Source organism: Amycolatopsis sp. NPDC049688 (assembly GCF_040674975.1).
Classification (GTDB): domain Bacteria; phylum Actinomycetota; class Actinomycetes; order Mycobacteriales; family Pseudonocardiaceae; genus Amycolatopsis.
Window position 1 is genome coordinate 85,678 of record NZ_JBFANY010000005.1, and the last position, 26,464, is coordinate 112,141.

22 protein-coding genes are annotated in these 26,464 nt (G+C 71.8%); 12 read left to right on the forward strand and 10 right to left on the reverse strand.

Translation table 11 applies throughout. The features are described 5' to 3' along the window. Positions 1–18: 18 nt before the first annotated feature. Genes AB0J55_RS19370 through AB0J55_RS19385 form a run of 4 tightly spaced genes read left to right on the forward strand, consistent with a single transcriptional unit; the run spans position 19 to position 7,588 of the window. A complete protein-coding gene (locus AB0J55_RS19370) occupies positions 19–1,494 on the forward strand; it encodes a hypothetical protein (protein WP_364249789.1) in 1,476 nt (491 codons plus the stop codon). Then, positions 1,494–2,294: a hypothetical protein gene (locus tag AB0J55_RS19375; protein ID WP_072477950.1), complete on the forward strand. Its 801-nt coding sequence runs from the start codon at positions 1,494–1,496 to the stop codon at positions 2,292–2,294. Before AB0J55_RS19370 ends, AB0J55_RS19375 begins: the two co-directional genes overlap by 1 nt. 10 nt (positions 2,295–2,304) lie before the next feature. Beyond that, complete coding sequence (locus tag AB0J55_RS19380; RefSeq protein WP_364249792.1) at positions 2,305–6,765, forward strand: hypothetical protein; 4,461 nt, start codon at positions 2,305–2,307, stop codon at positions 6,763–6,765. A gap of 37 nt (positions 6,766–6,802) precedes the next feature. Then, entirely contained in the window at positions 6,803–7,588 is a 786-nt protein-coding gene (locus AB0J55_RS19385; protein WP_364249795.1) for a TIGR03620 family F420-dependent LLM class oxidoreductase, read from the forward strand. Here AB0J55_RS19385 and AB0J55_RS19390 read toward each other — a convergent pair. After that, positions 7,585–7,983: a nuclear transport factor 2 family protein gene (locus tag AB0J55_RS19390; protein ID WP_364250773.1), complete on the reverse strand. Its 399-nt coding sequence runs from the start codon at positions 7,981–7,983 to the stop codon at positions 7,585–7,587. The two genes, AB0J55_RS19385 and AB0J55_RS19390, sit on opposite strands and share 4 nt — an antisense overlap. Positions 7,984–8,102: 119 nt before the next feature. Between AB0J55_RS19390 and AB0J55_RS19395 the strand changes: the two genes are divergently transcribed. After that, positions 8,103–8,447 (forward strand): helix-turn-helix domain-containing protein, encoded by a 345-nt coding sequence (locus tag AB0J55_RS19395; protein ID WP_364249798.1) that lies wholly within the window; start codon positions 8,103–8,105, stop codon positions 8,445–8,447. Here AB0J55_RS19395 and AB0J55_RS19400 read toward each other — a convergent pair. Continuing rightward, complete coding sequence (locus tag AB0J55_RS19400; RefSeq protein ID WP_364249801.1) at positions 8,428–9,072, reverse strand: LysE family translocator; 645 nt, start codon at positions 9,070–9,072, stop codon at positions 8,428–8,430. The two genes, AB0J55_RS19395 and AB0J55_RS19400, sit on opposite strands and share 20 nt — an antisense overlap. 72 nt (positions 9,073–9,144) lie before the next feature. Between AB0J55_RS19400 and AB0J55_RS19405 the strand changes: the two genes are divergently transcribed. The 6 genes from AB0J55_RS19405 (at position 9,145) to AB0J55_RS19430 (ending at position 14,579) form a co-directional block, all read left to right on the forward strand. Further along, on the forward strand, positions 9,145–10,341 hold the full coding sequence (locus AB0J55_RS19405; protein ID WP_364249804.1) for a winged helix DNA-binding domain-containing protein: 1,197 nt from the start codon (positions 9,145–9,147) through the stop codon (positions 10,339–10,341). A gap of 418 nt (positions 10,342–10,759) precedes the next feature. Then, positions 10,760–11,764 (forward strand): type I glyceraldehyde-3-phosphate dehydrogenase, encoded by a 1,005-nt coding sequence (gene gap, locus AB0J55_RS19410; protein ID WP_364249806.1) that lies wholly within the window; start codon positions 10,760–10,762, stop codon positions 11,762–11,764. A gap of 4 nt (positions 11,765–11,768) precedes the next feature. Continuing rightward, entirely contained in the window at positions 11,769–12,983 is a 1,215-nt protein-coding gene (locus AB0J55_RS19415) for a phosphoglycerate kinase (protein WP_364249809.1), read from the forward strand. Next, positions 12,983–13,768: a triose-phosphate isomerase gene (gene tpiA / locus AB0J55_RS19420; RefSeq protein ID WP_364249812.1), complete on the forward strand. Its 786-nt coding sequence runs from the start codon at positions 12,983–12,985 to the stop codon at positions 13,766–13,768. The genes AB0J55_RS19415 and tpiA overlap by 1 nt, the downstream gene beginning before the upstream one ends. A gap of 127 nt (positions 13,769–13,895) precedes the next feature. After that, positions 13,896–14,126 carry a preprotein translocase subunit SecG gene (gene secG, locus AB0J55_RS19425; protein ID WP_003071471.1) on the forward strand — a complete coding sequence of 77 codons (231 nt, stop codon included), beginning with the start codon at positions 13,896–13,898 and terminating at the stop codon, positions 14,124–14,126. Positions 14,127–14,234: 108 nt separating this feature from the next. Beyond that, positions 14,235–14,579, forward strand: a complete 345-nt coding sequence (locus AB0J55_RS19430; protein ID WP_033262808.1) for an RNA polymerase-binding protein RbpA — start codon at positions 14,235–14,237, stop codon at positions 14,577–14,579. A 260-nt stretch (positions 14,580–14,839) separates the two neighbouring features. Here the strand turns inward: AB0J55_RS19430 and AB0J55_RS19435 are convergent, their stop codons facing one another. Continuing rightward, positions 14,840–16,039 (reverse strand): histidine kinase, encoded by a 1,200-nt coding sequence (locus AB0J55_RS19435; protein WP_364249816.1) that lies wholly within the window; start codon positions 16,037–16,039, stop codon positions 14,840–14,842. A gap of 294 nt (positions 16,040–16,333) precedes the next feature. Beyond that, on the reverse strand, positions 16,334–17,422 hold the full coding sequence (locus AB0J55_RS19440; RefSeq protein ID WP_364249819.1) for an NAD(P)/FAD-dependent oxidoreductase: 1,089 nt from the start codon (positions 17,420–17,422) through the stop codon (positions 16,334–16,336). Positions 17,423–17,548: 126 nt separating this feature from the next. Here AB0J55_RS19440 and AB0J55_RS19445 point away from each other — a divergent pair, with 126 nt between their 5' ends. Next, positions 17,549–18,109, forward strand: coding sequence for a TetR family transcriptional regulator (locus AB0J55_RS19445; protein ID WP_364249822.1), 561 nt, complete (start codon positions 17,549–17,551; stop codon positions 18,107–18,109). Between the two features lie 143 nt (positions 18,110–18,252). Here the strand turns inward: AB0J55_RS19445 and pgl are convergent, their stop codons facing one another. From pgl to tkt, 6 genes are read right to left on the reverse strand one after another with little or no spacing between them, the layout of a single operon-like run. Next, positions 18,253–19,032 (reverse strand): 6-phosphogluconolactonase, encoded by a 780-nt coding sequence (gene pgl / locus AB0J55_RS19450; RefSeq protein WP_364249824.1) that lies wholly within the window; start codon positions 19,030–19,032, stop codon positions 18,253–18,255. Next, positions 19,029–20,036 (reverse strand): glucose-6-phosphate dehydrogenase assembly protein OpcA, encoded by a 1,008-nt coding sequence (gene opcA / locus AB0J55_RS19455; protein ID WP_364249827.1) that lies wholly within the window; start codon positions 20,034–20,036, stop codon positions 19,029–19,031. Before opcA ends, pgl begins: the two co-directional genes overlap by 4 nt. Further along, positions 20,033–21,556: a glucose-6-phosphate dehydrogenase gene (zwf, locus tag AB0J55_RS19460; protein WP_364249829.1), complete on the reverse strand. Its 1,524-nt coding sequence runs from the start codon at positions 21,554–21,556 to the stop codon at positions 20,033–20,035. Before zwf ends, opcA begins: the two co-directional genes overlap by 4 nt. After that, positions 21,553–23,175, reverse strand: coding sequence for a glucose-6-phosphate isomerase (locus tag AB0J55_RS19465; RefSeq protein ID WP_364249831.1), 1,623 nt, complete (start codon positions 23,173–23,175; stop codon positions 21,553–21,555). The genes zwf and AB0J55_RS19465 overlap by 4 nt, the downstream gene beginning before the upstream one ends. Positions 23,176–23,183: 8 nt before the next feature. Continuing rightward, positions 23,184–24,296 carry a transaldolase gene (tal, locus tag AB0J55_RS19470; protein ID WP_364249834.1) on the reverse strand — a complete coding sequence of 371 codons (1,113 nt, stop codon included), beginning with the start codon at positions 24,294–24,296 and terminating at the stop codon, positions 23,184–23,186. A gap of 14 nt (positions 24,297–24,310) precedes the next feature. Next, positions 24,311–26,413, reverse strand: coding sequence for a transketolase (gene tkt, locus AB0J55_RS19475; RefSeq protein ID WP_364249837.1), 2,103 nt, complete (start codon positions 26,411–26,413; stop codon positions 24,311–24,313). Positions 26,414–26,464: the final 51 nt, after the last annotated feature.

Consider the following 26,464-nt stretch of genomic DNA (forward strand, 5'->3'; position numbering starts at 1 on the left):
CGACTAGCCTGGCCTGCTGTGCGAGACGACGACACCGGGCTGACGGGCCTGGCCGACGAGGGGCTGACGCGCCGCCTCAAGGCGCTGGCCTGCACCGCGCCGCTGCACGACCTCGACGCGCGCAAGGCGAAGCTCGACTGGGCCGACGCCACGGTCTACCAGATGGCCGAGATCGCGCTGCACACGATCGACCAGGTCACCATCGCCATGGACTTCGACACCGGCGCCGGCCACGACGAGGTCATCGACCGGCTGCTGCCGTTCATCGCCCAGCAGGCGCCCTCGCGGATGCCCGAAGAGCACGTCCGGGTGGCCAAGTGGGTCCTGGACAACCTGATCAACGTCGGCACCACCGACCGCGGCTTCCGGCGCGTCTACGGCTCGATCGGGCCGGGCGGCTACCAGCGGCGCCAGTTCGACTTCAAGCTGCTCGTCGAGCTCGCCGCGCCGGACGGCGAGGTCTACCTGCGCGCCACCGACGAGGCCATCAACGTCCTGGTCGGCGCCCTCGACACCGACGTCGAGTCCGCGCAGATCGCCGCCGAGGTCAAGCTGGAGAACCTGATCAACCGCGGCCGCCTCGCCGACGCGAAGCTCGCCGCCGAGCAGGCCCGCTATCGGACCGTCCAGTACGGCGAGACCCTTCGCGCGAAGCTCGACGCGACCCGCCGCGACGTCCGCTCGGTCGACTGGGAACGCGAGGTCCCGGAGCTCCTGGACAGCGCCTTGAGCCACATCGAGGCCCGCTTCCGCGCCGAGAACGCCATCCTCAAGAACATCACCACCGCCCGCGACGAAACCGAGGACCTCGACAAGAAGCGCCGCGCCGCCGAGCTCGTCGACATCGTCGGCGACTGCATCCGCCGCCACACGCGCCTGCAGTCCCGGCTGGCCGACGCGGGCGCGGTGTTCCGCGCCGAGCAGGACCGCCAGCAGTTCTCCGGCCCGCCCCAGCGCGCGACCATCGACCTGTTCGGCCAGCTTCTCGTCCCCACCCTCGGCCTGCCGCTGGCCGACGCCGTCGCCCCGGCCGAGCACTTCTTCCACGCCGTCGCGGGCATTTCCGCGCCGGTCGTGCCGTCGCTGTCGTCCCTGGTCTCGCTGCTGCTGAGGCCCGCGCCCGAGCGTGACCAGCTGGTGGGCGAAATCCCCGAACCGGAGCTGATGCCCGCCGAGGTCACCGACAAGTTCGGCGACGACGTCTGGCGCGCCGCCGACGAGCTCCTCGACCTGCCGGAGGTGCCGCGGCGGCTGTCCGGACTGCTCGAAGAGGCCCGCCGCAGCCGTCAGCCCGGCCTCGCCGCCCTGGTCGCGCTGCGCGCGGTCCACGCCTACAGTCCCGGGGTCGGTGCGGCCCGCCGCCAGGGCGACCGCCAGGTCCTGCTCGCCGTCGACGACGGCACCCTCCTGGACGACCCGGAGTTCGGCGGCGCCGACCTGCTCCTGTCCACCGCCGCCGTAGAGCGGGCCGACGAAGAAGAGGAGGTCGCGTAATGGCGCTGTCCCACAGCAGCGTGGACGCCGAGGCCGCGGCCCGGCTGGTCGCCTTCGGCATGCGGCCGAAGCAGCTGCCCGCGCGTGACGTCGTCTACGGCGACCTCGTCCGCCGCTACGGCGAGGACAACGCGTTCAAGGCCCTCACCCACGCCGTCGCCGCCGGGCTCGGCCTCATGGTCCTCGAGGTCAACCAGCAGGCCGGCGCGGTGCTCGCGGCCACCGACGAGTCCGTCTTCGAGATCAAGATGGACTCCTACGCCCGCCAGGCCAAGATCCGCGAGCGCCGCGAGACCGAAAAGGTGCTGCACGGCCTGATCCACCTCGCCACCGCGGCGCTCGGCTACCCGCGTCCCGACGACCTCGCCAACGACACCTACATCGGCCGCGTCAGCGTCGAACAGGTCGACGCGATGGTCCGCGAAGCCGCCCGCATGCTCGACGAACGCGCCGCACAGGCCGAGGCCAACAACGACCCGCTGGCGGACGCGCCCGAGCTGGAACAGGCGTGGCGCGCCTACGCCCGCCGTCCCGCGGCGGCCGCCACCAAGGACGGCAGGCTCGCCGCCGACACCACCCGCGGCATGGTCAGCCGCGCCCTGCGCTTCCTCGCCGACCAGGGCTTCCTGGTCCCGGTGAGCGACGAGCAGGGCGGCACCTACCGGACCACGCCGCGCTACCAGATCCAGGTGCGGGAACTCGCCGCCGACGCCGCCTTCGACGACCTGCTCGCCCTGGACGTCGTGGCCGTCGCGAACGCCGGGGGCACGCTGCGCGCAGCGGCGTCCGACACGCTGTAGAGGGGAAACGATGTACGAGCTTTCGCGGGTCCGCCTGCACTCGGTGGGCCCGGCGGGCGCCCGCTACCAGGACGTCGTGCTCGACTTCAGCGGCGTCGGCGCCAAGATCACCGCGCCGAAGCAGGACGCCCTGTTCAGCGCGGGCATCCACGCGACCGGCCCGGCCGAGCTGCGCCGCCCGTCCCCGGCGAGCGTGCTGTTCCTCGAAAACGGCGGCGGGAAGTCCGTCCTCATCAAGCTGATCTTCTCGGTGATGCTGCCCGGCCGCCGCCAGGTCGTCGGCACCACCAGCACCAAGGTCCTGGAGAAGTTCGTCGCCGCCAAGGACGTCTCGCACGTCGTGCTGGAGTGGCTGCACGTCGAAAGCGGCCACCGGATCATCACCGGCAAGGTGTCGGAATGGCGGGGCCACGTCGTGTCCGCGGACTCCGAGAACCTCGTCGACTCCTGGTACTGCTTCCGCCCGACCGCCGCGCTCGGCCTGGAGTCGCTGCCGATGACCCAAGACGGCCGGCTGCTCACCATGTCCGGCTTCCACGACAAGCTCACCGCGGCCCAGCTGGCCGAACCCGAGCTGGAACTGTCCTGGACCCGCCGCCACCACGAGTGGACCGGCCGCCTCGACAGCCTCGGCCTCGACACCGAGCTGTTCCGCTACCAGCGCGCGATGAACGCCGGCGAAGGCGAGGCGGCGGACGCGTTCGCCTTCGGCACCGACGACGCGTTCGTCGAGTTCCTGCTGCGCGCGGTGATCTCCGAAGAAGAGCCGAAGGACCTCGCCGAGGTCGTCGCGACCTACGCGCACAACCTGGCCCAGCGCGGGGATCTGCTGTCGGAACGCGATTTCGTCGCGGGCGCCCTGGACCTGCTGGGCCCGCTGGCCGCCGAAGAAGGCGTCGCCGCGGAGTCGCGGAAGATCGCCGCGGCCGCCAAGGCCGCGATGGCCGAGCTGGCCGGCCGGGTCGTCGCGCGCAACGAGCTCGAGAACGCCCGGCTGTCCGGTCTCGAAGAGCACGTCACCGAGGTCAAGTCCGCGGAGAAGCTCGCCGAGGGCGACCACCGGCGGCTCGCCGCGGCCGTCACCGAACTGCGCCGCCTGGTCGCGGTGCTGCGCCTGGACGAGGCCCAGGAGGCCCGCAAGCGCGTCGACGCCGAGCTCGCTTCGGCGAAGACCGAGGCCGAAGCCTGGCGCGAGACGGCGACCGTCCTCAACTCGCTGAACGCGGCGCGCAAGGCGAAGGACCTGCGCGAGCTCGTCGGCAGCCGCGAGGAAAAGGCGCGTCCTGCTCTGAAGGCGCGTAACGACGCTGCCTCGGCGCTGGCACGCGGGTTGCACGCGCTGGCGCAGGACGCCCAGCGGCAGGCCGACAAGGCCGAAGCGCACGCGGGTGCGTTGCGGGCCGAAGCCGAGAAGGCGCAGACCGAGCGCGACGAAGCCGCGAACCTCGCGGCCGCCCGCCGAGCCGAAGCGCGGGGCCTCACCGGGCGGATCTCGGAGCTGCGCGAAGAGGTCCAGGCCGCCGTACGCGCCGGGTTGCTGCCTTCGGGCGCCGATGTCGCCGAAGCATCCCGCGCCGCCCGTAGCGCCGCCGAAGCGGCCACCGCCGAGCTCGCGCGGCGCGAGCAGGAACTGGACCGCGTCGCGGCGGACCTCCAGGCGGCGCAACGGGCCGTGAACGAGGCGCACCAGCTCGCCGGCACCACCCAGGACCGCCTGGAACGCGCCACCGAGGACCTCGACCGGGCTCACCGCCGGACCGACGCCCTCGCCGCCGAGGGCCGCCTGGTCGAGCTGCTGGGCGCCGACGACGTCACCCTGGAAAGCGACCTCCCGGTGCTGCTGGAACGGCTGCGCGAGGCGAGCGCGGCCGTCGAGAAGGAGCAGACCGCGCTGCGGATGGAGGAGTCCGCCGACGAGCGGGCCCTGGCCGCGCTGGGCTCCGGTGGCCTCCTGCCGCCGCCCGAAGACGTCCAGGCGGCCCTGGACGCCCTGGAAGAGGCCGGGATCACCGCGTGGTCCGGCTGGCGCTATCTGTCCAAACTGGACGCTTCCCGGCGCGCCGAGGTGCTGGAGAGCCTGCCGCAGCTCGTTTCCGGGGTGCTGCTCAACGACGCCGCGCACGCCGATCGCGCGCGCGAGGTGCTGGCGAAGCGGCGGCTGCTGCCGAGCGCGATCATCGCCGTCGGGACGACCGAGGCGCTGCAGGCCGACGTGCCGTCCGCGCCCGGCGTCGAGTTCCTCGTGCCGCCGAACCCCGCGATGTACGACGAAGAAGCCGCCGACGCCGAGCGGGAAGCCGTCGCGCGACGGCACACCGAGCGGCAGCGGCGGCTGGAGGCGTTGTCCGCCAAGCTGTCCGCCGACGGCGCCTTGACGTGGAAGCTCACGACGTGGCGCGAGGACTACCCGCCCGGCGCCGTCGCGACCCTCGCCGAGCAGGCCCAGGCCGCCCGGACCGCGCGGGAGACCGCCCGGACCGCGCTGGAGCAGGCCGAGGCGGAGTTCGCGCGGTTGAGCGAAAAAGCCGCGTCGCTGCGCGAGCGCGTCCCGGAGCTGCGGGCGGCCGCCGCCGAGGCCGAGGAAAAGGCCCGGCGGCTCGGCGAACTGGGCGTCCGCAGCGCGCGGATCGCCGAGTGGGCCGAAGAAGCCGAACGCGCCACCGAGATCGCCGAGCGGGCCGACCTCCAGGCGTCCGATGCGGCGGGCAAGGCCGCCCGGCTGCGGGAGCAGGCGGGGGAGGAGCAGCGCACCGCCGACGGCCACCGCCGGACCGCGACCACCGCACGCGCCGAGCTCGCCGAAGTGCCCGGAGCGGCCGACGCCACCGGCGGCCCGGCACCGGCCGAGCCGGTCGACGCGCTGCGCCGGACGTACGCGTCGGCGTCCGACGCCTACGCGAAGGTGGAGGTCGGCAGCGACCTGCGCAGCGAGCTGGAACAGGCCGAGGCCGCCGAGGCCGCCGCGGGCTCGGCCGTCGAGTCGCTGGACGAGGCCGTCCGGGCCCGGGCCGCCGAACTCCTGGAGACACCCGACGGCTCCGACGCGTCGGCCCGCGCGGCCGCGCTGGCCCGCGCCCGCCGGGTCGTCGACGGCCTGGAAGACGAGCGGACCGAGGCCATCGGGCTCGTCTCGACCCGGCGCGCGGAACTGGACGCGCTGCCGCTGCAGAACGGCGTCAACGGCGAAAAGCCGCGGGACATCGAGCACGGCCTGGAGCTGATCGACGCGGCCGGGCTGGAGGCCTCGGCGGCCGCGCGGAAGTGGGAAGAGCTGCAGGAACGCCGGGCCGCGGCCGAAGCGACCCTGGAGTCCGCGCGCAGTTCCGCCTCGGGGTTCTCGCTGCTCGCGGAGTCGATGGCCCACCTGGTGACCGACACCGACACGGCCGCCTACGACGGCGACGTCGAGACCGCGCGCGCCCAGCACGCGCGGTTGAACACGACCTTCACCGAAGCCCAGGAAGCCGCCGACGCCGGCGACCGGCGGGTGCGCGCGGCCGCGGACCAGCTCGCGCAGTACGCGACGGAGAAGCGGTTCGAGAAGCTGAGCACGCCGGTGCGGCAGCAGGTCATCTCGGTCAAACGCGACCAGCTGCCCGCGCACGCAGGCGAGTGGGCCGAAGCGCTGCGGCCGCGGCTGCGGTCGCTCACCGACGACCTCGCGCAGATCGACCGGCACCGCGGCGGCATCATCACGCGGCTGCAGGGCATGGTCGACGGCGCGCTCCGGACGTTGCGTTCGGCCCAGCGCGTGTCCCGGCTGCCGGACGGCCTCGGCGACTGGTCCGGGCAGGAGTTCCTCCGCATCCGCTTCACCGAGCTGGAGGACAACGCGCTGACCGAGAAGCTCGGCGAGGTCGTCGACGAGGCCGCCGTCGGCAAGACGGCCGACGGCCGGGACGTCAAGCGCGACGGGCTTTCGCTGGTGCTGTGCGGAGTCCGGGCCGCCGCGCCCAAGGGCTTCCGCGTCGACATGCTCAAGCCGGACTCGGTGCTGCGGACCGAACGCCAGCGCGTCTCCGAGATCAGGGACGTGTTTTCGGGCGGCCAGCAGCTGACCGCGGCGATCATCCTGTACTGCACCCTCGCCGCCCTGCGGGCCAACAACCGCGGCAAGGTCCGCAACCGGCACTCGGGCGTACTGTTCCTGGACAACCCGATCGGCCGCGCGTCGGCCGGGTACCTCCTGGAGCTGCAGCGGGCGGTGGCCGAGGCGCTGGGCGTGCAGCTGATCTACACGACGGGCCTGTTCGACGCGGGCGCGCTGTCGGAGTTCCCGCTCATCGTGCGGCTGCGCAACGACGCCGACCTGCGGGCGGGCCGGAAGTACCTGTCGGTCGACTCGACGATCCGGAACTCGCTGGAGGAGCTGGGCGAGCCCGACGGCGTCGCGCGGCTGTCGGCGACCCGGATGTTCACGCGCGCGGCCGAAGCCCCCGCCGATTCCGCCGAGGACGAACAGACCGCGTGACGGGAACATCTTCCCGGGTTCCGTGGTTGCCGGGCGCATGACGACACTGGGGCCGCTGGGGGCCACCCACACCGCACTGGACACCGACACCGCCGTGGCGGCCGAGCTGGAGGAGCTCGGCTACGACACGCTGTGGCTGGCCGGTGGGCAGGGGAACAACCTGCCGCAGATCACCGAGGTCGTCCGCGCGACTTCGCGGATCCAGGTGGCGAGCGGGATCCTCTCGGTCGACCGGGTGCCGCCGGCCGCGGTGACCTCGGCGTACGCGGAGCTGCCCGCGGAGCGGTTCGTCGTCGGCCTGGGCGGGGCGCACGGGGCGCGTCCGCTGGCCACCCTCGGCGACTACCTCGACGAGATCGAGGACGTCGTGCCGCCGTCCGCGCGGATCCTGTCGGCGCTCGGCCCGCGGATGCTCGAGCTGGCGCGCGATCGCGCTTCGGGCGCCTACCCGTACCTGGTGACGACGGACTACGTCGCCTCGGCGCGGGAGATCCTGGGCGCGGACCGGCAGCTCGCGGTGCTGCTCAACGTGGTGGCGGAAACCGATGTGGCCCGGGTGCGCGAGGTCGTGCGCGGTGGTTCGCTGGGTTTCCTGGCCGGGATGCCGGGCTACGCGGCCAACTTCCGCCGGATGGGCTTCACCGACGCCGACATCGCGGACCGGTCCGACCGGCTGGTCGACGGCCTCACCGTGTGGGGTGGCTTCGACGCCGTCGCCGCGCGCTTGCGGGAGTACCGGGCCGCGGGCGCCGACCAGGTCGTCGTCCCGCTCGACGGCCTGCCGCGGGAGTGGTGGCCGGAGCTGGTGAAGGCCTTGGCCTAACCGCGGATCGCCTGCTGGTACGCGGCGAGCGCGCCGGCGTCGTCGATGCTGCCGTGGTGGTGGACCTGCACCCAGCGGCCGTCCTCGTAGGCGAAGAACCGCGTCGTGCGGATGCTCAGCGGCACGGTTCCGGTCACGCGGTATTCGCCGGTCTCGCGGCCGGCGAACACCGCGTGACCGTCACCGGAGTACTCGACGATGTCCCCCAGCGTGACGGTGACGCGCGCCGGGCCGTGGAAGACGCGGTCGTACAGCTCGGTGATCGCTTCGCCGCCGCGGAGGATGCCGCCGAGCGGGTTGTTCAGCTGGGCCAGGGGATCGGTCGTCCAGACGCGGCGGAACACGTCGAGATCACGCTGGTTGAAGGCGTAGTAGAAGGTTTCGAGCGCGGCCAGCGCGCCTTCGCGGCCCGGCTACCCGGCCTCGTCGAGCCGGTTGCGCGCGTCGAGTCCGAAGGTCGCGTCGAGGAGTCGCGGCACGAGTGCTCCTAGAGTGTTCGATGGAGGTCGACCAGATGAGTGTACGAGAATCATCGAACACCGCGCGAGCGCGCGGGCTCACCCACGTCCCGCCGGGCGAGGTCACCCTGCAGGACGCGCTCGCCGCGGTCGCCGACCCGGTGCGCCGCAGCATCCTGCGCGAGCTGGCGGCCGTGCCGGAGTGGACGAAGGCGTGCGGCACCTTCGACCTGCCGGTCGCGAAGGCGACGCTCAGCCATCACTTCGGGGTCCTGCGCGCGGCCGGCCTGATCGAACAGCGCGACGAAGGCCCGCGGCGGCTGAACCGCCTGCGCCGTCCCGAATTCGACGTGGCGTTCCCCGGCTTGCTCGACCTGGTGCTCAGTCACCCCGGCCGGTGAAGGCCAGGGTGGTGCCCAGGCCGATCATCACCAGGCCGCCGGTGCCGCCGACCATTTCCAGGCGCTTCGGCGAGCGGGCGAACCACGCGCGGGCGGTGCCGGCGACCAGCGCCCACGCGCTGTCGGTGGCCAGCGCGATCGCGGGCAGGCACAGCCCGAGGAGCAGCATCTGGGCCGGCACCGAACCGGCGGCGGGGTCGACGAACTGGGGCAGCAGCGCCGCCAGGAACACGATCGACTTCGGGTTCGCGAAGCCGACGACGAAGCCGTCGCGCAGCACGGTCAGCACGCGTCCCGGCGTCGCGCGCACCTTCGCGGCCATCGCGTCGGTCAGCTTCCGGCGGTGGCGCACCGCCTGGATGCCCAGGTACACCAGGTAGAGCGCGCCGGCGACCTTGATCGCGGTGAACACCGCCGCCGACGTCGTCACGAGCGCGCCGAGCCCGAACGCCACCGCGACGACCTGCGTGTACACCCCCGTGGCGTTGCCGACGACGGTGAGCAGGGCGTCGCGCCGCCCGACCGTGAGCGCGCGGCTGATCGTGAACAGCACGCTCGGCCCGGGGACGACGACCATGAGGAACGTCAGCGCGGCGAAGGCCGCGAAATGCGCACCGGAGACCATGGCGCGAGGCTATCGCCTGGTCGCCCGGCACGACCAGGCGTTTTTGTCGGTGGCGGGTGGTAGGAAAAACGGGTGCCTCCGAAGATCAGCCGTCTTGAGATCAGCACCGGCCAGCGCCGGGCCCGCCTCGCCGTCCGGCACCACCTGGCCGCGCCCGCGGCCTCGGTGACGGACGCCGTCGCCGGGGTCGTCGCGCTGCACGCCACCGACCCGGCGACCGTCCACCTTTCGGCGTCGGCGCGGCTCGGCCGCCCCGCGGTGTCCGACGTCGAGCGGGCGCTGTACGAGGAGCGTTCCCTGTTGCGCCTGCTGGGTATGCGCCGCACGGTGTTCGTGACGGACCTGGACACGGCGGCGCTCGTGCAGGCGGGCTGCTCGGCGGACATCCTCGTGAAGCAGCGGAAGCTCCTGGAGCAGCACCTGGGGCAGCAGGGGTACCCGGAGAACGTCCCGGAGCCGGCCGCGTGGCTGAAGGAGGTCGAGGCGTCGGCCGAGGCGGCGCTGCGGGCCCGCGGCTCGGCGACGGCGCAGCAGCTGAGCGAGGACGAACCCCGCCTGCGCCAGCAGCTGCTGATGGCGGCGGGCAAACCCTACGAGGCGATCGGCAACGTGACGAGCCGCGTGCTGTTCCTGCTGGCCGCGGGCGGCCGCATCGCACGGGGCCGGCCCCGCGGCGGGTGGACCAGCACGCAGTACGTCTGGCACCCCCTCGACGAATGGGTCCGGGGCGGCCTGCGCGCGTGGGAGCCGGAGGAAGCCCGGGCCGAGCTGGCCCGCCGCTGGCTGCGGGCGTACGGCCCGGCCCCGGTCACCGACCTGCGGTGGTGGACGGGCTGGACGGCGGCCCAGACGAAGAAGGCGCTGGCGGCGCTGTCCCCGGCGGAGGTCGACCTCGACGGTGTGCCGGGAGTGGTCCTGGCGGACGACGTGGATCCGGTGCCGTCGCCACCACCGTGGGTGGCGTTCCTGCCGGCCCTGGACCCGACGCCGATGGGCTGGCAGGACCGCGACTGGTTCCTCGGCCCCCACCGGGCGGCCCTGTTCGACCGGAGCGGCAACGTCGGCCCGACGATCTGGGCCGCCGGGCGGATCGTCGGCGGCTGGGCGCAACGCCCCTCGGGGGAGATCGCGTACCGCCTCCTGGAGGACGTCGGCTCGGAGACGGAGACGGCGATCGAGGCGGAGGCGGCGAAGTGCGCGGCCTGGTTCGGCGAGGTGCGCGCGGTGCCGCGGTTCCGCACGCCGCTGGAACGGGAGCTGGCCGGATGACCGGGTCGACGCCGGCGGCAGGCGGCCGGGCCGGGTCGCTGGATCGGTCGAGTCATCGACCTCACGTCGGCCGTGGAGCGGCCTCCCGCAGCGCCTTCGAAGCCGTCTGGGGGACCCAATGGGCTGAATCGCTCAAGAACGTCCGCGCCGCGGCCGCCGTTCGCGGGGCCGCACCCGGCGCGATCAGCCGGAACCGGTCCCGGCGGCCGGTCCGGCCACCCCGGCCGGTCCGCCGTGGTCCACCCGGCCGGAACGCTCCGGAGCGGAGTCGCTTCTTAATCGATTCTTGACCCGTTCGCCAAGTGGTGGAAGTCTCGTCAGGGCAGTCAGGGACGCGCATGCCCGCACGCTAGGGTGACCGCGAGCCCGCAAGTCATCACGGCCGGAGTGCCGGCCGATCCTCAGAGGAGTGGCAGCAGTGACCGTTCGCGTAGGTGTCAACGGCTTCGGCCGCATCGGCCGCAACTTCTTCCGCGCCGTGCAGGCCAGCGGCCAGGACATCGAGGTCGTCGCCTTCAACGACCTCGGCGACGTCGCCACCATGGCCCACCTGCTGAAGTACGACTCCATCCTGGGCCGGTTCCCGGGTGAGGTCAGCGTCAGCGACGAGGGCATCGTCGTCGACGGCAAGACCATCAAGGCCCTCGCCGAGCGCGACCCGGCCAACCTGCCCTGGGGCGACCTGGGCGTCGACGTCGTCCTCGAGTCGACCGGCTTCTTCACCAACGCCGACGCGGCCAAGGCGCACATCGCCGGTGGCGCCAAGAAGGTCATCATCTCCGCGCCCGCCAAGGGCGAGGACCTGACCGTCGTCCTCGGCGTCAACGACGACAAGTACGACGGCTCGCAGGTCATCATCTCGAACGCGTCCTGCACCACCAACTGCCTCGGCCCGCTGGCCAAGGTCCTCCACGACGCCTTCGGCATCGAGCAGGGCCTGATGACCACGGTCCACGCCTACACCCAGGACCAGAACCTGCAGGACGCCCCGCACAAGGACCTGCGCCGCGCCCGCGCCGCCGCCCTGAGCGTCGTCCCGACCTCGACCGGCGCCGCCAAGGCCATCGGCCTGGTCCTGCCGGAGCTGCAGGGCAAGCTGGACGGCTACGCGCTGCGCGTCCCGGTCCCGACCGGCTCGGCCACCGACCTCACCGTGACGCTGTCCAAGGCCGCCACGGTCGAGGAGATCAACGCCGCCTACAAGGCCGCCGCCGAGGGCCCGCTGGCCGGCATCCTGCGCTACTCGGACGACCCGATCGTTTCGGCGGACATCGTCACCGACCCGGCGTCCTGCATCTACGACGCGCCGCTGACCAAGGTCATCGGCAACCAGGTCAAGGTCGTCGGCTGGTACGACAACGAGTGGGGCTACTCCAACCGCCTCGCCGACCTGGTCAAGCTCGTCGGTTCGAAGCTGTCCTGACCCGATGAGCGTCAAGAACCTCGACGACCTGCTGGGCGAGGGCGTTCAGGGCCGGTACGTCCTCGTGCGTTCCGACCTGAACGTCCCGCTCGACGGGGAGCGCATCACCGACGACGGCCGGGTCCGCGCCGCGCTGCCGACGATCAAGAAGCTCGCCGACGCGGGCGCGAAGGTCGTCGTCACCGCGCACCTGGGCCGTCCGAAGGGCGAGCCGGACCCGAAGTACACCCTCGCGCCCGTCGCGAAGCGGCTGTCCGAGCTGCTCGGTGCCGAGGTCGCGCTGGCCGGTGACCTGGTCGGCGAGTCCGCGAAGGCGCTGACCGGCGGCCTGGCCGACGGCGGGGTCGTCCTGCTGGAGAACGTGCGCTTCGACGCGCGCGAGACCAGCAAGGACGCCGTGGACCGCTCCGAGCTGGCCGCCGAGCTGGGCGCGCTCGTCCCGGGCGGCGCGTTCGTCTCCGACGGCTTCGGCGTCGTCCACCGCAAGCAGGCCTCGGTCTACGAGGTCGCTTCGGTGCTCCCGGCGTACGCGGGCGGCCTGGTGCTGGCCGAGCTGGACGTGCTGAAGAAGCTGACCGATGACGTCCGGCGGCCGTACGTGGTCGTGCTCGGCGGCGCGAAGGTGTCCGACAAGCTCGGCGTCATCGCGAACCTGCTGACGAAGGTCGACAGGCTGCTCGTCGGCGGCGGCATGGCGTACACCTTCCTCAAGGCCCAGGGCCACGAGGTCGGCCAGTCGCTGCTGCAGGAAGACCAGCTCGACCAGGTCAAGGGCTTCCTCGCCGAGGCGGAGAAGCGCGGCGTCGAACTGGTGCTGCCGGTGGACGTGCTGGCCGCGACGGAGTTCTCGGCCGACGCCGAGCACGAGGTCGTCGACACGACCGCGATCCCGGCCGACCGCCAGGGCCTCGACATCGGCCCGCGTTCGCGCGAGCTGTTCGCGAGCAAGCTGGCCGACGCGCAGACGGTGTTCTGGAACGGCCCGATGGGCGTGTTCGAGTTCGAGGCGTTCTCGGGCGGCACGCGTGCCGTGGCCGAGGCGCTGGTGAAGAGCGACGCGTTCACCGTGGTCGGCGGCGGCGACTCGGCGGCCGCGGTGCGGCAGCTGGGCCTGCCCGAGGACGGCTTCTCGCACATCTCCACCGGCGGCGGGGCCTCCCTCGAGTACCTCGAGGGCAAGGAACTGCCGGGCGTCGTGGCCCTGGAGGGACAGAACTAGTGGCACGCAAGCCGTTCATCGCCGGCAACTGGAAGATGAACCAGAACCACCTCGAGGCGATCGCGCTGGTGCAGAAGATCGCCTTCGCGCTGCCGGAGAAGTACTACGCGAAGGTCGACGTGGCGGTGCTGCCGCCGTTCACCGACATCCGCAGCGTGCAGACCCTGGTCGACGGCGACAAGCTGTCGCTGACCTACGGCGCGCAGGACCTCGCGCCGCAGGACTCGGGCGCGTACACCGGCGACATCTCGGGGCCGATGCTGGCCAAGCTGGGCTGCAAGTTCGTCACGGTCGGGCACTCGGAGCGGCGCGAATACCACGCCGAGTCCGACGAACTGGTCAACAAGAAGGTCAAGGCCGCGCTCAAGCACGGCATCACGCCGATCCTCTGCATCGGGGAGAAGCTCGAGGTCCGCGAGGCCGGCGAGCACATCCACCACACCACGACGCAGCTGATCGAGGGCCTGAAGGGCCTCAAGGCCGAACAGGTCAAGGACGTGGTGATCGCGTACGAGCCGGTCTGGGCGATCGGCACCGGCAAGGTCGCGTCGTCCGCGGACGCCGAAGAGGTCTGCAAGGCCATCCGGGCGACCCTCCAGGAGAAGTACGGCGACGACGTCGCTTCGTCCGTCCGGGTGCTCTACGGGGGATCGGTCAAATCGGGCAACATCAGCGAGCTGGTGGGCTGCGAGAACATCGACGGTGCCCTGGTCGGCGGAGCGAGCCTCGACGGCGAGGAGTTCACGAAACTCTGCGCACTCGCTGCGGGCGGGCCGCTGCCCTGATCGAGGCCACGACCGGGTAGCCTGTGTATCCGGTCCGTCACACAGCAGTGGACGAGTCCAGGGGTACGGTGGTGGTCGGAAACGACCATGCCGTACCCCTGCATTCTCCTAGAGCCCAGAGGATGACATGAAGCTGTTCCTGCAAATCCTGTTGATCGTCTCCAGCGTCCTGCTGGTGGTCGCCGTGCTGCTGCACCGCGGCCGGGGCGGTGGCCTGTCGTCGCTGTTCGGCGGCGGGATGCAGTCGAGCCTGGCCGGGTCGAGCGTGGCCGAGAAGAACCTCGACCGGATCACCCTGCTGCTGGGCGCGGTCTGGCTGATCAGCATCGTGGGCCTGGGTCTGCTGCTCAAGGTGTGAGGCGTCCGGCGTTCCGTCGTCGGCCGCGACCGGGTCTCAGGCGGCGGGGCGCAGCGATTCGGCGTGCCTATTGGGGGGCGCGCCGCCGATTCCTAGGTGTGAGGATTCATGGTTGGCGGTAACGCGATTCGAGGCACCCGGGTGGGTGCCGGTCCTACGGGCGAATCGGAACGGGGTGAGTCGGCGCCGCGCCGCCGCATCTCCTACTGGTGTGCCAACGGGCACGAGGCTCGCCCGTCGTTCGCGCTCGACGCGGAGATCCCCGACGAGTGGGACTGCCCCCGCTGCGGGCTCCCGGGCGGGCAGGACGAGAAGAACCCGCCGGCCGCGCCGCGGACCGAGCCCTACAAGACGCACCTCGCGTACGTGAAGGAGCGGCGCAGCGACGCCGACGGCGAGGCCATCCTGGCGGAGGCGCTCGACCGCCTGCGCAAGCGCCGGGAAATCATCTAACCGTTCCAGCCGAACGCCACCCCGAGGGATGCGGACCCCGTCGAGGTGGCTTTTCGCGCGCTCAACCCGGTATCAGCACGCATCCAGCGGGCTGAGCAGCCCCCGGTTTCAACGCTATCGGGCGGCACCGACAATTCCCGGGCGGCGACCACCGCGAACGGCGGATTCCGGCCGGAAACGACCGGAATCCGCCGCTCGCGGCAGCGCGCAGTCCGGAATCGTCGGTCCCCGCCGGTAAGCTGGATACCGGGGGCCGGAGGTCAGCGGTCCAGCGGATACCGCGCCCGCACGCGGAAGCCGCCGTCCTCCGTTCCCGAGGTCTCGAAGCTTCCGCCGAGCAATCGCGCTCGCTCGGCCAGGCCCGTCAGGCCGTGGCCGCCCGAGGGCAACGCTTCGCCCGGGCGGTTCGCGCGCTCGTTGCGGACCTCGATCTTGAGCGCGCCGTGCTCACCCTGGATGCGGATCGTCGCCGTCGCGCCGGGGGCGTGCTTGTGGACGTTGGTCAGGCACTCCTGGACCGTCCGGTACGCCGCCGCCGACACCTGGTTGGGGAGGGCCTCCGGGAGGTGCTCCACCGACAGGTGCACCGGGACCTCCGAGGTCCGGATCAGCCGGTCCAGGTCGTTGATGCCCGGCCGGGGGCCGTCGTCGTCGGGGCCCGCGCGCAGGACGCTCAGCAGGGAACGCAGCTCCTCCAGCGTCCGCTTCGACAACGTCCGGATGACCTGCGCCGTCTCCTGCGCGCGGTCGTCGGTGGTCTGGGCCTGCAGCGCGCCCGCCTGCATGGCGATCAGCGTGATCTGGTGGGAGACGACGTCGTGCATCTCGCGGGCCAGCCGGGCGCGTTCCTCCGCGCGGACGGCGTCGGCGTGGAAGCGGCGCTCGCGGTCGCGGCTCGTGGCCAGCTCGGCGAGCTTGTTCGCGAGCTCGGTGCGCGCCCCGATGAGCAGGCCGATCGCGATCGGCATGCCGGCGACCAGCACGCCGTAGATGCCGTCGAGGATGTGCTCGCGCCAGCTGAGCTGGGCGAAGTCCTCCAGCGGCCACTGCACGAACCGGCACATCCACACCAGCGCCGCGCCGACCCAGACCTGCCAGTGCAGCTGGCGGCGGGTGGCGAGCATGCCGAGCGTGATCATCGACGCGAGCTGGGCCCAGCCGGCCAGGAACCCGGGGACCGCGACGAGCACGGCGAGGAACGGGAACTTGCGCCGGAACACCACCGCGAGACAGGCGGCGCCGGACAGCCAGATCGAGTACGGCTGGGCCTTCTCGGGGATCACCAGCCAGACGTCGAGCACGGCCAGGATGACCGCGGCCGCCTCGATGGCGAACGTGACGACAGCGGGGCGCGGAACCGAGCCGAACACGCTCAGCCCGCGCTTTCGCACCCGCTCGGCGGCCGACGGCCCCGAGCTCGCGATCGAGATGCCTGGAATCGAGAGTCCCTCTGTACTCATCGCTGGCGACCCCATTCGTCTTGTGGACTTGTTGGTGAGAGGCACTCAGGGCCCGATCGGGACGCGCGGCCGCCGACAAATGTGCGGATGCTAACGAGGTGGCGTACGGAGACGGTTAGTTTCACCCGCGGCCGGTGCTCCGGCGTCCGGATTCCGTAATCGGCTGGGCCGTCCGGGGGTTCGTCGGCGAGGGGTGCTACTCAGGGTGGGAGCTTCGTTTCCCAGGGTGCGCCAAGACGACCACATCGTGGGAAACATGTTACCCACGATGTGGTCGCCTTTGGGGCACAGTTCTCAGGCCGCCATCGACCGGAGGTCGTCGCTCAGCAGGTCGTGCAGGCCCGACGCGCACGCTTTCGCGGTCTCGATCGACCGCGGCAGCATTCCGGTCTCGTACGTCCGGACCGCCTCCTCGACGCTCGGCGCCGTGGCCAGAGCCGTCGCCAGCTCGGTGCCGTCGAGCATGGCCAGGTTCGCGCCGACCCCGAGCGGCGGCATCAGGTGGGCCGCGTCGCCGAGCAGCGTGAGCCCGGACGTCGTCGTCCAGGCGTGCGGGACGGGCAGGACGTACAGCGGCCGGTGTGCGAACCCGCCGTCGTGGTCCCGCACGTACTCGAGCACGTCCGGGTGCCAGCCGGTGTAGCGCTCCAGCAGGTGCGCGCGCACCGCGGACGCGTCATCGAAGTCGAGGCCGGTGGCCCAGTCTTCGGGCGCGTAGAACGTCGCGTAGCAGCGGATGTGCCCGCTGCTGGTGCGCTGGGCGACGATCGCCTTCCCGCCCGCCTTCGTCATCATCGTGCCCAGGCCCGTCCGCGCGGCCAGCGCCGGGTGACGGCGATCCGCGTCGTCGAGGCCGAACTCGACGAACGTGACGCCGCTGTACCCGGGCCGGACGCCGGTGAGCGCGCGCCGGACGCGGGACCACGCGCCGTCCGCGCCGACGACCAGGTCGAAGTCGGCGGAGGTGCCGTCGGCGAACGTCAGCCGGGCGCCGGTCCTGGCGACGTCGACGACCGGACGGCCCCACCGGACGGTGCCGGGGGTGAGGGAGTCCAGCAAAATCCCACGGAGCTGGCCGCGGTCGATCTCGGGGCGGAAGTCGCCCTCGGGTGCTTCGTCGACGACGACCTCGCCGGTGTGCGGATCGAGGGCGCGCATCTGCTGGCCCTCCGGCCTCGCGAGTTCGCGGAACTCTTCGTATAGGCCGGCGGTGCGGAGGGCGACCTGGCCGGTGTCGCCGTGCATGTCGAGGGTGCCGCCCTGGGGCCGGGCGCCGGCCGAGGCTTCCTGTTCGAAGACGGTGACGTCGACGCCGTGCAGCTGCAGGACGCGCGCACAGGCGAGCCCGCCGAGGCCGGCGCCGACGATCGCGATGGAGTTCATGGCTTCCCCCTGGAGGTTCGGGGCCCCCGGCTCGTCCGGCGGCCTGACCCGAGAAAACCATAGCGACTACAAAAGTGCAATGACTTAACTTTTGAAGTGAGTCCACCATCACGTAGGCTGGCGGCCATGACGGAAGTGACCGGGCGCCGCGAGCGCAAGAAGGCGCAGACCCGCCAAGCGCTGGCCGACGCGGCGCTCGCCCTGTTCCTGGAGCGCGGCTACGACCAGGTCGGCGTGAAGGAGGTCGCGGACGCGGCCGACGTTTCCGTGACGACGTTGTTCAAGCACTTCCCGAGCAAGGAAGCCCTGGTGTTCGACCAGGACGACGACATCGAGACGGCGCTGGTCCAGGCGGTGCACGGCCGCCCGCCGGCGCACACGATCGTGGACGCGCTGCGCGAGCACATGCTGCGGGTGAGCGAAGGCGGCCCCGGCGAGGAATTCATCCGGCTGATCGAAAGCACCCCGGCCCTGCGCGACTACGCGAGGCGCATGTGGATGCGCCACGAGACGGCCCTGGCCCGGGCGATCGCCCAGGAGTCGGGCGCACCGGAGGACGACATCGCATGCGCGGCCCTGGCGCGGTTCGCGCTGGCGTCCCGGGAGCTGATCCTCGCCCACCCCCACCGGCGGCGGGCGGCGGAGGAGATCTTCGCCCGCCTGGAGCGGGGCTGGCGGACGGAGTGACACCTGCTCCGTCCGGGGTGATGGCGGGCGTGTCCCTGCGGCCGGAGCTTGTCGCCTACGAGCCGCCCTCGCGTCCTGGCGAGAACTCGCCGACGAGTGAAGGCCCCCTGCCGAAGCAGAGGGCCTTCACCCGACAAGCAATCTCAGGCCGTAGGCGGCTGGTACACCTTCGTCAGCTTCCCCGCCGCAGCCCGGTCCAGCAGCCACAACGTCCGCCGGTGCCCTCGCGCCCCGGCCACCGGCAGCTGTACCTCGCCGGCACCCGCCAAAGCCAACGCCACCGCGTCCGCCTTCGCCTCGCCGGCCGTCATCAGCCACACGTCGCGGGCCCGCCGGATCGCCGGCAGCGTCAGGGAAATCCGCGTCGGAGGTGGCTTGGGGCAGTTGCGCACCGCCACCACCGAACGCTCCGCCTCGTACACCGCCGGGGACTCCGGGAACACCGATGCCGTGTGGCCCTCGCCGCCGAGGCCCAGCAGCATGATGTCGAACGACGGGACGTCGCCGTGGTCCTCCGGGCCCGCGTTCGACGCCAGCACCGAAGCGTAAGCCGCGGCCGCCGCGTCCACGTCGGAACCGAACTCGCCGTCCGACGGGGCCATCGCGTGGACCCGCTTCGGGTCGAGCGGGACGTGGTCCAGCAGCGCCTCGCGGGCCTGCTTCTCGTTCCGCTCGTCCGAATCCGCCGGGACGAACCGCTCGTCGCCCCAGTAGATGTCCAGCCGGGACCAGTCGATCGCGTCGCGGGCCGAAGAGGTCCGCAGCTCCGACAGGACCGCGATGCCCGTGCCGCCGCCGGTCAGCACCAGGGACGCCGAGCCCTTGGCGGCCTGGACGTCCACCAGCCGGGTGACCAGCCGGGCCGCCGCCGCGGCCGCCAGGAGGTCCTGGTTCGCGTAGACGACGACTTCCGTCTTGCTCATTTCGTGGCACCCGATGCAGCCGAACCGGCGGCCGCAGCCGGTGACGTCACGTCCGCCTTGGGCGGAGCTCCCGTCTTGCCGTTCGTGCCCGACGTGATCTTGCCCAGACCCTGCAGGGCCGCTTCGTAGACCTCGTCGGGGTCCAGCCGGCGGAGCTCCTCGACGAGGCAGTCCTGCGTGCTGCGCCGCTGCAACGCGATCCGGCGAGTCGGCTGGCCCGGCTGGGTCAGCGTGCCCACGCGGCCGTCCGGGCGGTGCAGCTCCACCGGGCCCGAGCGGCGGTCGAGCGTCACCGAGATGATCCCGGCCGCGCCCGAGCTCTTGACCCGCTTGACCGGCACCTTCAGGTACTCGGCCAGCCAGGCCGCCAGCAGCTCCGTCGACGGCGAGTCGGCTTCGCCGGTCACCGTCGCGCCGGTGATCTTCTCGTACGGCGGCAGGTCCAGCGCCGACACGAGCTGGGCGCGCCAGTGCGTCAGGCGCGTCCAGGCCAGGTCGGTGTCGCCTTCGGTGTACGCCTTCGCCCGGGTGGTCAGCGCCTTGACCGGGTTCTTCTCCGCGGCCGAGTCGGTGATCCGGCGCTGGGCCAGCTCGCCGAGCGGGTCCTTGTCCGGGTCCTTCGGACCGGCGCCGGGCCACCAGCACACGATCGGCGCGTCCGGCAGCAGCAGCGGCACCACCGCGCTCTGGCCCTGCGCGGCCAGCGGGCCGTACAGGCGCAGCACGATGACCTCGCTCGCGCCGGCGTCGCCGCCGACCCGGATCTGGCCGTCGATGCGGGGGGCCGCGGTGCGGGCGCCCTTGGCCACCACGATCACCCGCGACGGGTGCTCGCGGCTGGCGCCGTTGGCCGCCTCGATGGCCTCTTCGAGCTTGGCGTCGTCGTCGGCCACGATCACCAGCGTCAGGACGCGCCCGAGCGCGACCTGGCCGCCCTGTTCGCGGATCTCCACCAGCTTCTTGTTGAGTGCCGAAGTCGTCGTGGACGGCAGGTCGATGATCACGGGCGCCTCCATTTCCGGCCGGTGCGCTCCAGCATTTCGTCGGCGGACGCCGGGCCCCACGTGCCGGGCGCGTACTGCTCCGGCGCGCCTTCCTTCGCCCAGTGGTCGAGGATCGGGTCCAGGATCTTCCAGGACAGCTCGACCTCTTCGTTCACCGGGAACAGCGACGGCTCGCCCAGCAGGACGTCCAGGATCAGGCGTTCGTAGGCCTCGGGGGAGGACTCGGTGAACGCGTGCCCGTACCCGAAGTCCATCGTGACGTCGCGGACCTCCATCGTGGTCCCCGGCACCTTCGAGCCGAACCGCAGCGTGATGCCCTCGTCCGGCTGGACCCGGATGACCAGGGCGTTCTGCCCCAGCTCCTCGGTCGACGTCGAGTCGAACGGCAGATGCGGCGCCCGCTTGAACACGACGGCGATCTCCGTGACGCGCCGGCCGAGCCGCTTGCCGGTGCGCAGGTAGAACGGCACCCCGGCCCAGCGGCGGTTCTGCACCTCGAGGGTGACCGCCGCGTACGTCTCGGTCTTCGAATCCTTCGCGAAGCCCTCTTCCTGCAGCAGGCCCGGCACCTTCGTGCCGCCCTGCCAGCCGCCCGCGTACTGCCCGCGAGCCGTCGTCTTGCTCAGCGGCCCGACCGGCGTGACCCCCGAGAGCACCTTGATCTTCTCCGCGCGCAGGGCCCGCGGCTCGAACGACAGCGGCTCCTCCATCGCGGTGAAGGCCAGCAGCTGCAGCAGGTGGTTCTGGATGACGTCCCGGGCGGCGCCGATGCCGTCGTAGTACCCCGCGCGGCCGCCGAGGCCGATGTCCTCGGCCATGGTGATCTGCACGTGGTCGACGTAGTTGGCGTTCCAGATCGGCTCGAACAGCTGGTTCGCGAAGCGCAGCGCCAGGATGTTCTGCACCGTCTCCTTGCCGAGGTAGTGGTCGATGCGGAACACCGACTCCTCGGGGAAGACGTCGTTGACGATCGCGTTGAGCTCTTCGGCGCTCTTCAGGTCGTGCCCGAAGGGCTTCTCGATGACGACGCGCCGCCAGGTGTTCTCGTCGGCGTTCGCCAGCCCCGAGCGGGCCAGCTGCTTGGTCACCACCGGGAACGCGCCGGGCGGGATCGACAGGTAGAACGCGGTGTTGCCGCCGGTGCCGCGTTCGGCGTCGAGGTCGCGGACCGTCTGCGCGAGCCGGTCGAAGGCGTCGTCGTCGTCGAAGGTGCCCTGCACGAACCGGATGCCTTCGGCGAGCCGGTTCCACACCGACTCCTTGAACGGCGTCCGCGCGTGCTCCTTGACCGAGTCGTGCACGAGCTCGCCGAAGTCCTGGTGCTCCCAGTCGCGCCGGGCGAACCCGACGAGCGAGAAGCCCGCGGGCAGCAGCCCGCGGTTAGCCAGGTCGTAGATGGCGGGCATCAGCTTCTTGCGGGCCAGGTCGCCGGTGACCCCGAAGATCACCAGGCTGGACGGCCCGGCGATCCGCGGGAGCCGCTTGTCCCGCGGGTCGCGCAGGGGATTGGTCCAGGTCATGCGCCTGCCTCCTGTACCGCGCGGACGACGGCCGCGAGGCCCGCGGCCCGGTCGGTCAGGTGCAGGCGCAGCACCGGGCGGCCGTGCTCGGCGAGCACCTGCCCGTCGCCGAGGGCCTGGGCGTGCTGCAGCTGCCCCAGCGTGTACGGCCGGTCCGGCACGTCGAGGTCCTGCTCGACGGCGCCGGTGAGCTGCAGGAAGACGCCGTTCTGGTGGCCGCCCTTGTGGTACTGGCCGGTGGAGTGCAGGAACCGCGGGCCCCAGCCGAACGTCGTCTGCTTGCCGGTGCGCTTGGCGATCTCGCCGCGCAGCACCGCCGTCGACGCGTCGTCGAGCCGGTCGAGGTAGGCCTGCACCGCGATGTAGCCCGCGTCCGGCACCGACGCGAAGAACGCGCGGATGACGTCGGTCAGGCTGCCGTCGGTGGAAACCCCGTCGGAGCCGAAGATCTCGACCGGACCGTCCACACCGGACGGTTCCTCGCCGCCCTTCAGCTTCTCCGGGTCGTCCAGCAGCGCGCGGGCCGCCTTCTTCGCGGCTTCGACGTCGGGCTGGTCGAAGGGATTGATCCCGATCAGCCGGCCGGCCAGTGCCGTGGCGAACTCCCAGAGCAGGAACTGCGCGCCGAGCGAGCCGGTGACGGCGATCTTCGCCGAGCCCTGCGGGGCACCGACCGCAGTGGCCGTGGCGTCGTCCCCGGCGTCCACGAAACCGGCCGCTTCGGGTCCCTCGACCGCGACCGGCAGCAGGCCGGTGCCCTGCTTGCCGGTGGACTCGGCGATCAGCTGCTCGGCCCAGTCCGGGAAGCCCTTGATGCCCGAGCCGGTGTCCGCGAGGACGACCTTCTCGGCGCCGGCCTCGTGCGCGGCGGCCCACGCGGCGGCCAGCTTGACCGCCGGGTTGTCCGCGGAGTCCGCGGCGAGCTCTTCGGCCACCGAAGCGGCCTGGTCGAGCAGCCGGGCGACGTCCGCGCCGGCCAGCCCGGCCGGGACGAGCCCGAACGCCGTCAGCGCCGAGTAGCGGCCGCCGACGTGCGGGTCGGCCAGGAAGGTCTTGCGGTAACCCTCCTTTTCGGACAGTTGCTGGAACGGCGAGCCCGGGTCGGTGACGACCACGATCCGCCGCGCCGCGTCGATGCCCGCGTCGGCGAACGCTTTCGCGAAGATCCGCCGGTGGCTGTCGGTCTCGACGGTGCCGCCCGACTTCGACGACACCACGATCACGGTGCGCTCGAGGTCGCCCGCGAGCGCGTCCGCGACCTGGCCCGGGTCGGTGGTGTCGAGGACGGTCAGCGCGACGCCGTCGGTCGCGGTGATCACCTCCGGCGCCAGCGACGAGCCGCCCATGCCGGCCAGCACGACCCGGTCGACGCCCTCGGACCGCAGTTCGGTCCGCAGCGCCTCGATCTCGCCGATCAGCGGCCGCGACGACTTGTGCAGCGTCGTCCACGACAGCCGGATCGACGCTTCGGATTCGGCGTCCGGCCCCCAGAGCGTCGCGTCCTGCGCCGCCAGCTTCGAAGCAGCCTGGTCGGCGACCAGCTGCTCGGCCAGCGGTGTCGCACGCTCCGCCAGTGCGGCGTCCACGATCTCGACGCCGGTCTTTTCGCCTGTCGTCATGTCGTGCTTCAGCCCTTCGCCTTCTCGAGCTGCCCGTTCACGGTGTCCAGAAGCTCGGTCCACGACTTCTCGAACTTCTCGACGCCCTCGTTCTCCAGCACCAGGAACACGTCGGTGATGTCGATGCCCACCGCGGTGAGCTTGTCGAAGACCTCCTGCGCCTCGGCGGCGCGCCCGGTCACCTGGTCACCCTTGAACTCGGAGTGCTCCGCGACCGCGTCGAGGGTCTTCTCCGGCATCGTGTTGACCGTGTCCTTCACGACCAGGTCGTCGACGTACAGCGTGGGGGAGTAGTCCGGGTTCTTCACGCCGGTCGAGGCCCACAGCGGACGCTGCGCGTTGGCGCCGTCGGCCGCGAGGGCCTTCCAGCGGTCGGAGGAGAACAGCTCCTGGAAGGCCGCGTAGGCGAGGCGGGCGTTGGCGACGGCCGCCTTCCCGCGCAGGGCCAGCGCTTCGTCGGTGCCGATGGCCTCCAGGCGCTTGTCGATCTCGGTGTCCACCCGGGACACGAAGAACGACGCCACCGAGTGGATGCCGCGCAGGTCGTGGCCGTTGGCCTTCGCCTGCTCCAGGCCGGCGAAGAAGGCCTCGATGACCTTCTGGTAGCGCTCGACCGAGAAGATCAGCGTGACGTTGACGCTGATGCCCTCGGCCAGGGTCTTCGTGATCGCCGGCAGGCCCTCCTGGGTGGCCGGGATCTTGATCAGCACGTTCGGCCGGTCCACGGTCTTCCAGAGGTCCTGCGCCTCGACGACCGTCTTGTCGGAGTCTTTGGCCAGCCGCGGGTCGACCTCGATCGAGACGCGGCCGTCGACGCCGTTGGTCGCGTTGTAGACGTCGCGGAACAGGTCCGCGGCGTTGCGCACGTCGGTCGTGGTCAGGTCGCGGATGGTCGCCTCGACGTCGGCGCCCTGGGCGGCGAGCTCCCGGGTCCGCTCGTCGTAGGCGTCGCCCTTCGACATCGCGTTCGCGAAGATCGTCGGGTTGGTCGTCACGCCCACGACGTGCTTGTCACGGATCAGGCCGGCGAGGTTGCCGGTGTTCAGGCGTTCACGCGAAAGGTCGTCGAGCCAGATCGAGACGCCGGCTTCGGACAGAGCCGCGAGCTTGTCGTTGCTCATTGGTGTCATCCCCTTCAGGAATTCTTGGTGTTCTGGATCGAGCGGCGGGCGGCCTCGACGACTGCTTCCGCGGTGAACCCGAACTCACGGAACAGTGTGGCGGCATCGGCGGAGGCGCCGAAGTGCTCGATCGAAACGTTCACCCCGGCGTCACCGGTGAAGCGGTGCCACGACTGGGCGATCCCCGCCTCGACGGACACGCGGGCCTTCACACCGGCCGGGATGACGGATTCGCGGTAGGCCGCGTCCTGCGCGTCGAACCATTCGACACACGGCATGGACACGACGCGCGCCTTGACGCCGTCGGCGTCCAGGGTCTTCTTCGCCTCGACCGCCAGCTGGACCTCGGACCCGGTGGCGATGAGGACCACGTCCGGGGTGCCGTCGGAGTCGGCCAGGACGTACCCGCCCTTCTTGACGCCCTCGGCGCTGGTGCCCTCGAGCACCGGCACGTTCTGGCGGGTGAGCGCCAGGCCCGACGGGTGGTCGGTGTCCTCCAGCACGGCCTTCCAGGCGTACGCGGTCTCGTTGGCGTCCGCCGGGCGGACGACGTTGAGGCCCGGGATCGCGCGCAGCGCGGAAAGCTGCTCGATCGGCTGGTGCGTCGGGCCGTCCTCGCCGAGGCCGATCGAGTCGTGCGTCCACACGTAGGTGACCGGCGCCTTCATCAGCGCGGCCAGCCGGACCGGCGGGCGCATGTAGTCGGAGAAGATGAGGAACGTCGCACCGTACGGGCGGGTGCCGCCGTGCAGCGCGATCCCGTTGAGGATCGAGCCCATGGCGTGCTCGCGGACGCCGAAGTGCAGCGTCCGGCCGTACGGGTTGGCCTGCCACATGTCGGTGGCGGCCTTCTCGGGGCCGAACGAGTCGGCGCCCTTCATCGTCGTGTTGTTGCTCTCGGCCAGGTCGGCCGAACCGCCCCACAGCTCCGGCAGCGGCTCGGCGAGGGCGTTGAGCACCTCACCGGAGGCCTTGCGGGTCGCGATGCCCTTGGCGTCCGGCTCCCACTTCGGCAGGTTGTCGGCGAAGCCCTCGGGCAGCGTGCGGGTGGCCATCCGGTCGCCGATCTTCTTGCGCTCCGGGTTGGCCCGGCCCCAGGCGTCGTACTTCTCCTGCCACTCGGCGTGGGCGGCCCGGCCGCGCTCGGCCGCCTGGCGGGTGTGCTTGAGCACGTCGTCCTCGACCACGAACGACTGGTCCGGGTCGAAGCCGAGGATCTTCTTCACCGCGGCGACCTCTTCGCCGCCCAGCGCGGCGCCGTGCGCCTTGCCGGTGCCCATCTTCTTCGGCGCCGGGTAGCCGATGACGGTCCGCAGCGCGATGAACGACGGCCGCTGCGTCTCGGCCTTGGCGGCCTTGATGGCCTCCTCGATCGCGACGACGTCCTCGCCGCCCTCGACGACCTGGGTGTGCCACCCGTAGGCCTCGTAGCGCTTCACGGTGTCCTCGGACAGCGCGATGTTGGTGTCGTCCTCGATCGAGATCTTGTTGTCGTCGTAGAAGACGATCAGGTTGCCCAGCTCCTGGCGGCCCGCGATGGACGAGGCCTCGGAGGTGACGCCCTCTTCGATGTCGCCGTCGGAGGCGATCACGTAGATGTGGTGGTCGAAGATGCTCTCGCCCGGCGCGGCGTCCGGGTCCAGCAGGCCGCGCTCGCGGCGGGCGGCCATCGCCATGCCCACGGCGTTCGCCAGGCCCTGGCCCAGCGGGCCGGTGGTCGTCTCGACGCCGTCGGTGTGGCGGTACTCCGGGTGACCCGGGGTCTTGGAGCCCCACTTGCGCAGCTGCTTGAGGTCCTCGAGCTCGAGGCCGTAGCCGGCGAGGAACAGCTGGATGTAGAGGGTCAGGCTGGAGTGCCCGGCCGACAGGACGAACCGGTCGCGGCCCGGCCAGTGCTGGTCGTTCGGGTCGTGCCGCATGGTGCGCTGGAACAGCGTGTAGGCCAGCGGCGCCAGGCTCATCGCGGTGCCGGGGTGGCCGCTGCCACAGTTCTCGACCGCGTCGGCGGCCAGCACCCGGACGGTGTCCACGGCGCGGGTGTCGGTGTCGGTCCAGTCGGCGGGGACGTTACGCCGGAGGAGCGGGTTGTTCTCGCTGGTAGTGGCGGTTTCGGACACTGAACTCCAACTCCCGGTCATGATGGTTGCGGCTGGTCTTCCTCGTTCCGG

Bases quoted from the DNA above. Each gene is read 5' to 3' on its own strand.
- secG (WP_003071471.1), top strand. From the start codon at position 13,896: ATGAAGCTGTTCCTGCAAATCCTGTTGATCGTCTCCAGCGTCCTGCTG.
- AB0J55_RS19465 (WP_364249831.1), bottom strand. From the start codon at position 23,175: ATGACGACAGGCGAAAAGACCGGCGTCGAGATCGTGGACGCCGCACTG.
- AB0J55_RS19385 (WP_364249795.1), top strand. From the start codon at position 6,803: ATGACGACACTGGGGCCGCTGGGGGCCACCCACACCGCACTGGACACC.
- AB0J55_RS19440 (WP_364249819.1), bottom strand. From the start codon at position 17,422: ATGAACTCCATCGCGATCGTCGGCGCCGGCCTCGGCGGGCTCGCCTGT.
- AB0J55_RS19375 (WP_072477950.1), top strand. From the start codon at position 1,494: ATGGCGCTGTCCCACAGCAGCGTGGACGCCGAGGCCGCGGCCCGGCTG.
- zwf (WP_364249829.1), bottom strand. From the start codon at position 21,556: ATGACCTGGACCAATCCCCTGCGCGACCCGCGGGACAAGCGGCTCCCG.
- AB0J55_RS19415 (WP_364249809.1), top strand. From the start codon at position 11,769: ATGAGCGTCAAGAACCTCGACGACCTGCTGGGCGAGGGCGTTCAGGGC.
- pgl (WP_364249824.1), bottom strand. From the start codon at position 19,032: ATGAGCAAGACGGAAGTCGTCGTCTACGCGAACCAGGACCTCCTGGCG.
- AB0J55_RS19435 (WP_364249816.1), bottom strand. From the start codon at position 16,039: ATGAGTACAGAGGGACTCTCGATTCCAGGCATCTCGATCGCGAGCTCG.
- AB0J55_RS19430 (WP_033262808.1), top strand. From the start codon at position 14,235: ATGGTTGGCGGTAACGCGATTCGAGGCACCCGGGTGGGTGCCGGTCCT.
- AB0J55_RS19380 (WP_364249792.1), top strand. From the start codon at position 2,305: ATGTACGAGCTTTCGCGGGTCCGCCTGCACTCGGTGGGCCCGGCGGGC.
- AB0J55_RS19395 (WP_364249798.1), top strand. From the start codon at position 8,103: ATGAGTGTACGAGAATCATCGAACACCGCGCGAGCGCGCGGGCTCACC.
- AB0J55_RS19445 (WP_364249822.1), top strand. From the start codon at position 17,549: ATGACGGAAGTGACCGGGCGCCGCGAGCGCAAGAAGGCGCAGACCCGC.
- tal (WP_364249834.1), bottom strand. From the start codon at position 24,296: ATGAGCAACGACAAGCTCGCGGCTCTGTCCGAAGCCGGCGTCTCGATC.
- AB0J55_RS19400 (WP_364249801.1), bottom strand. From the start codon at position 9,072: ATGGTCTCCGGTGCGCATTTCGCGGCCTTCGCCGCGCTGACGTTCCTC.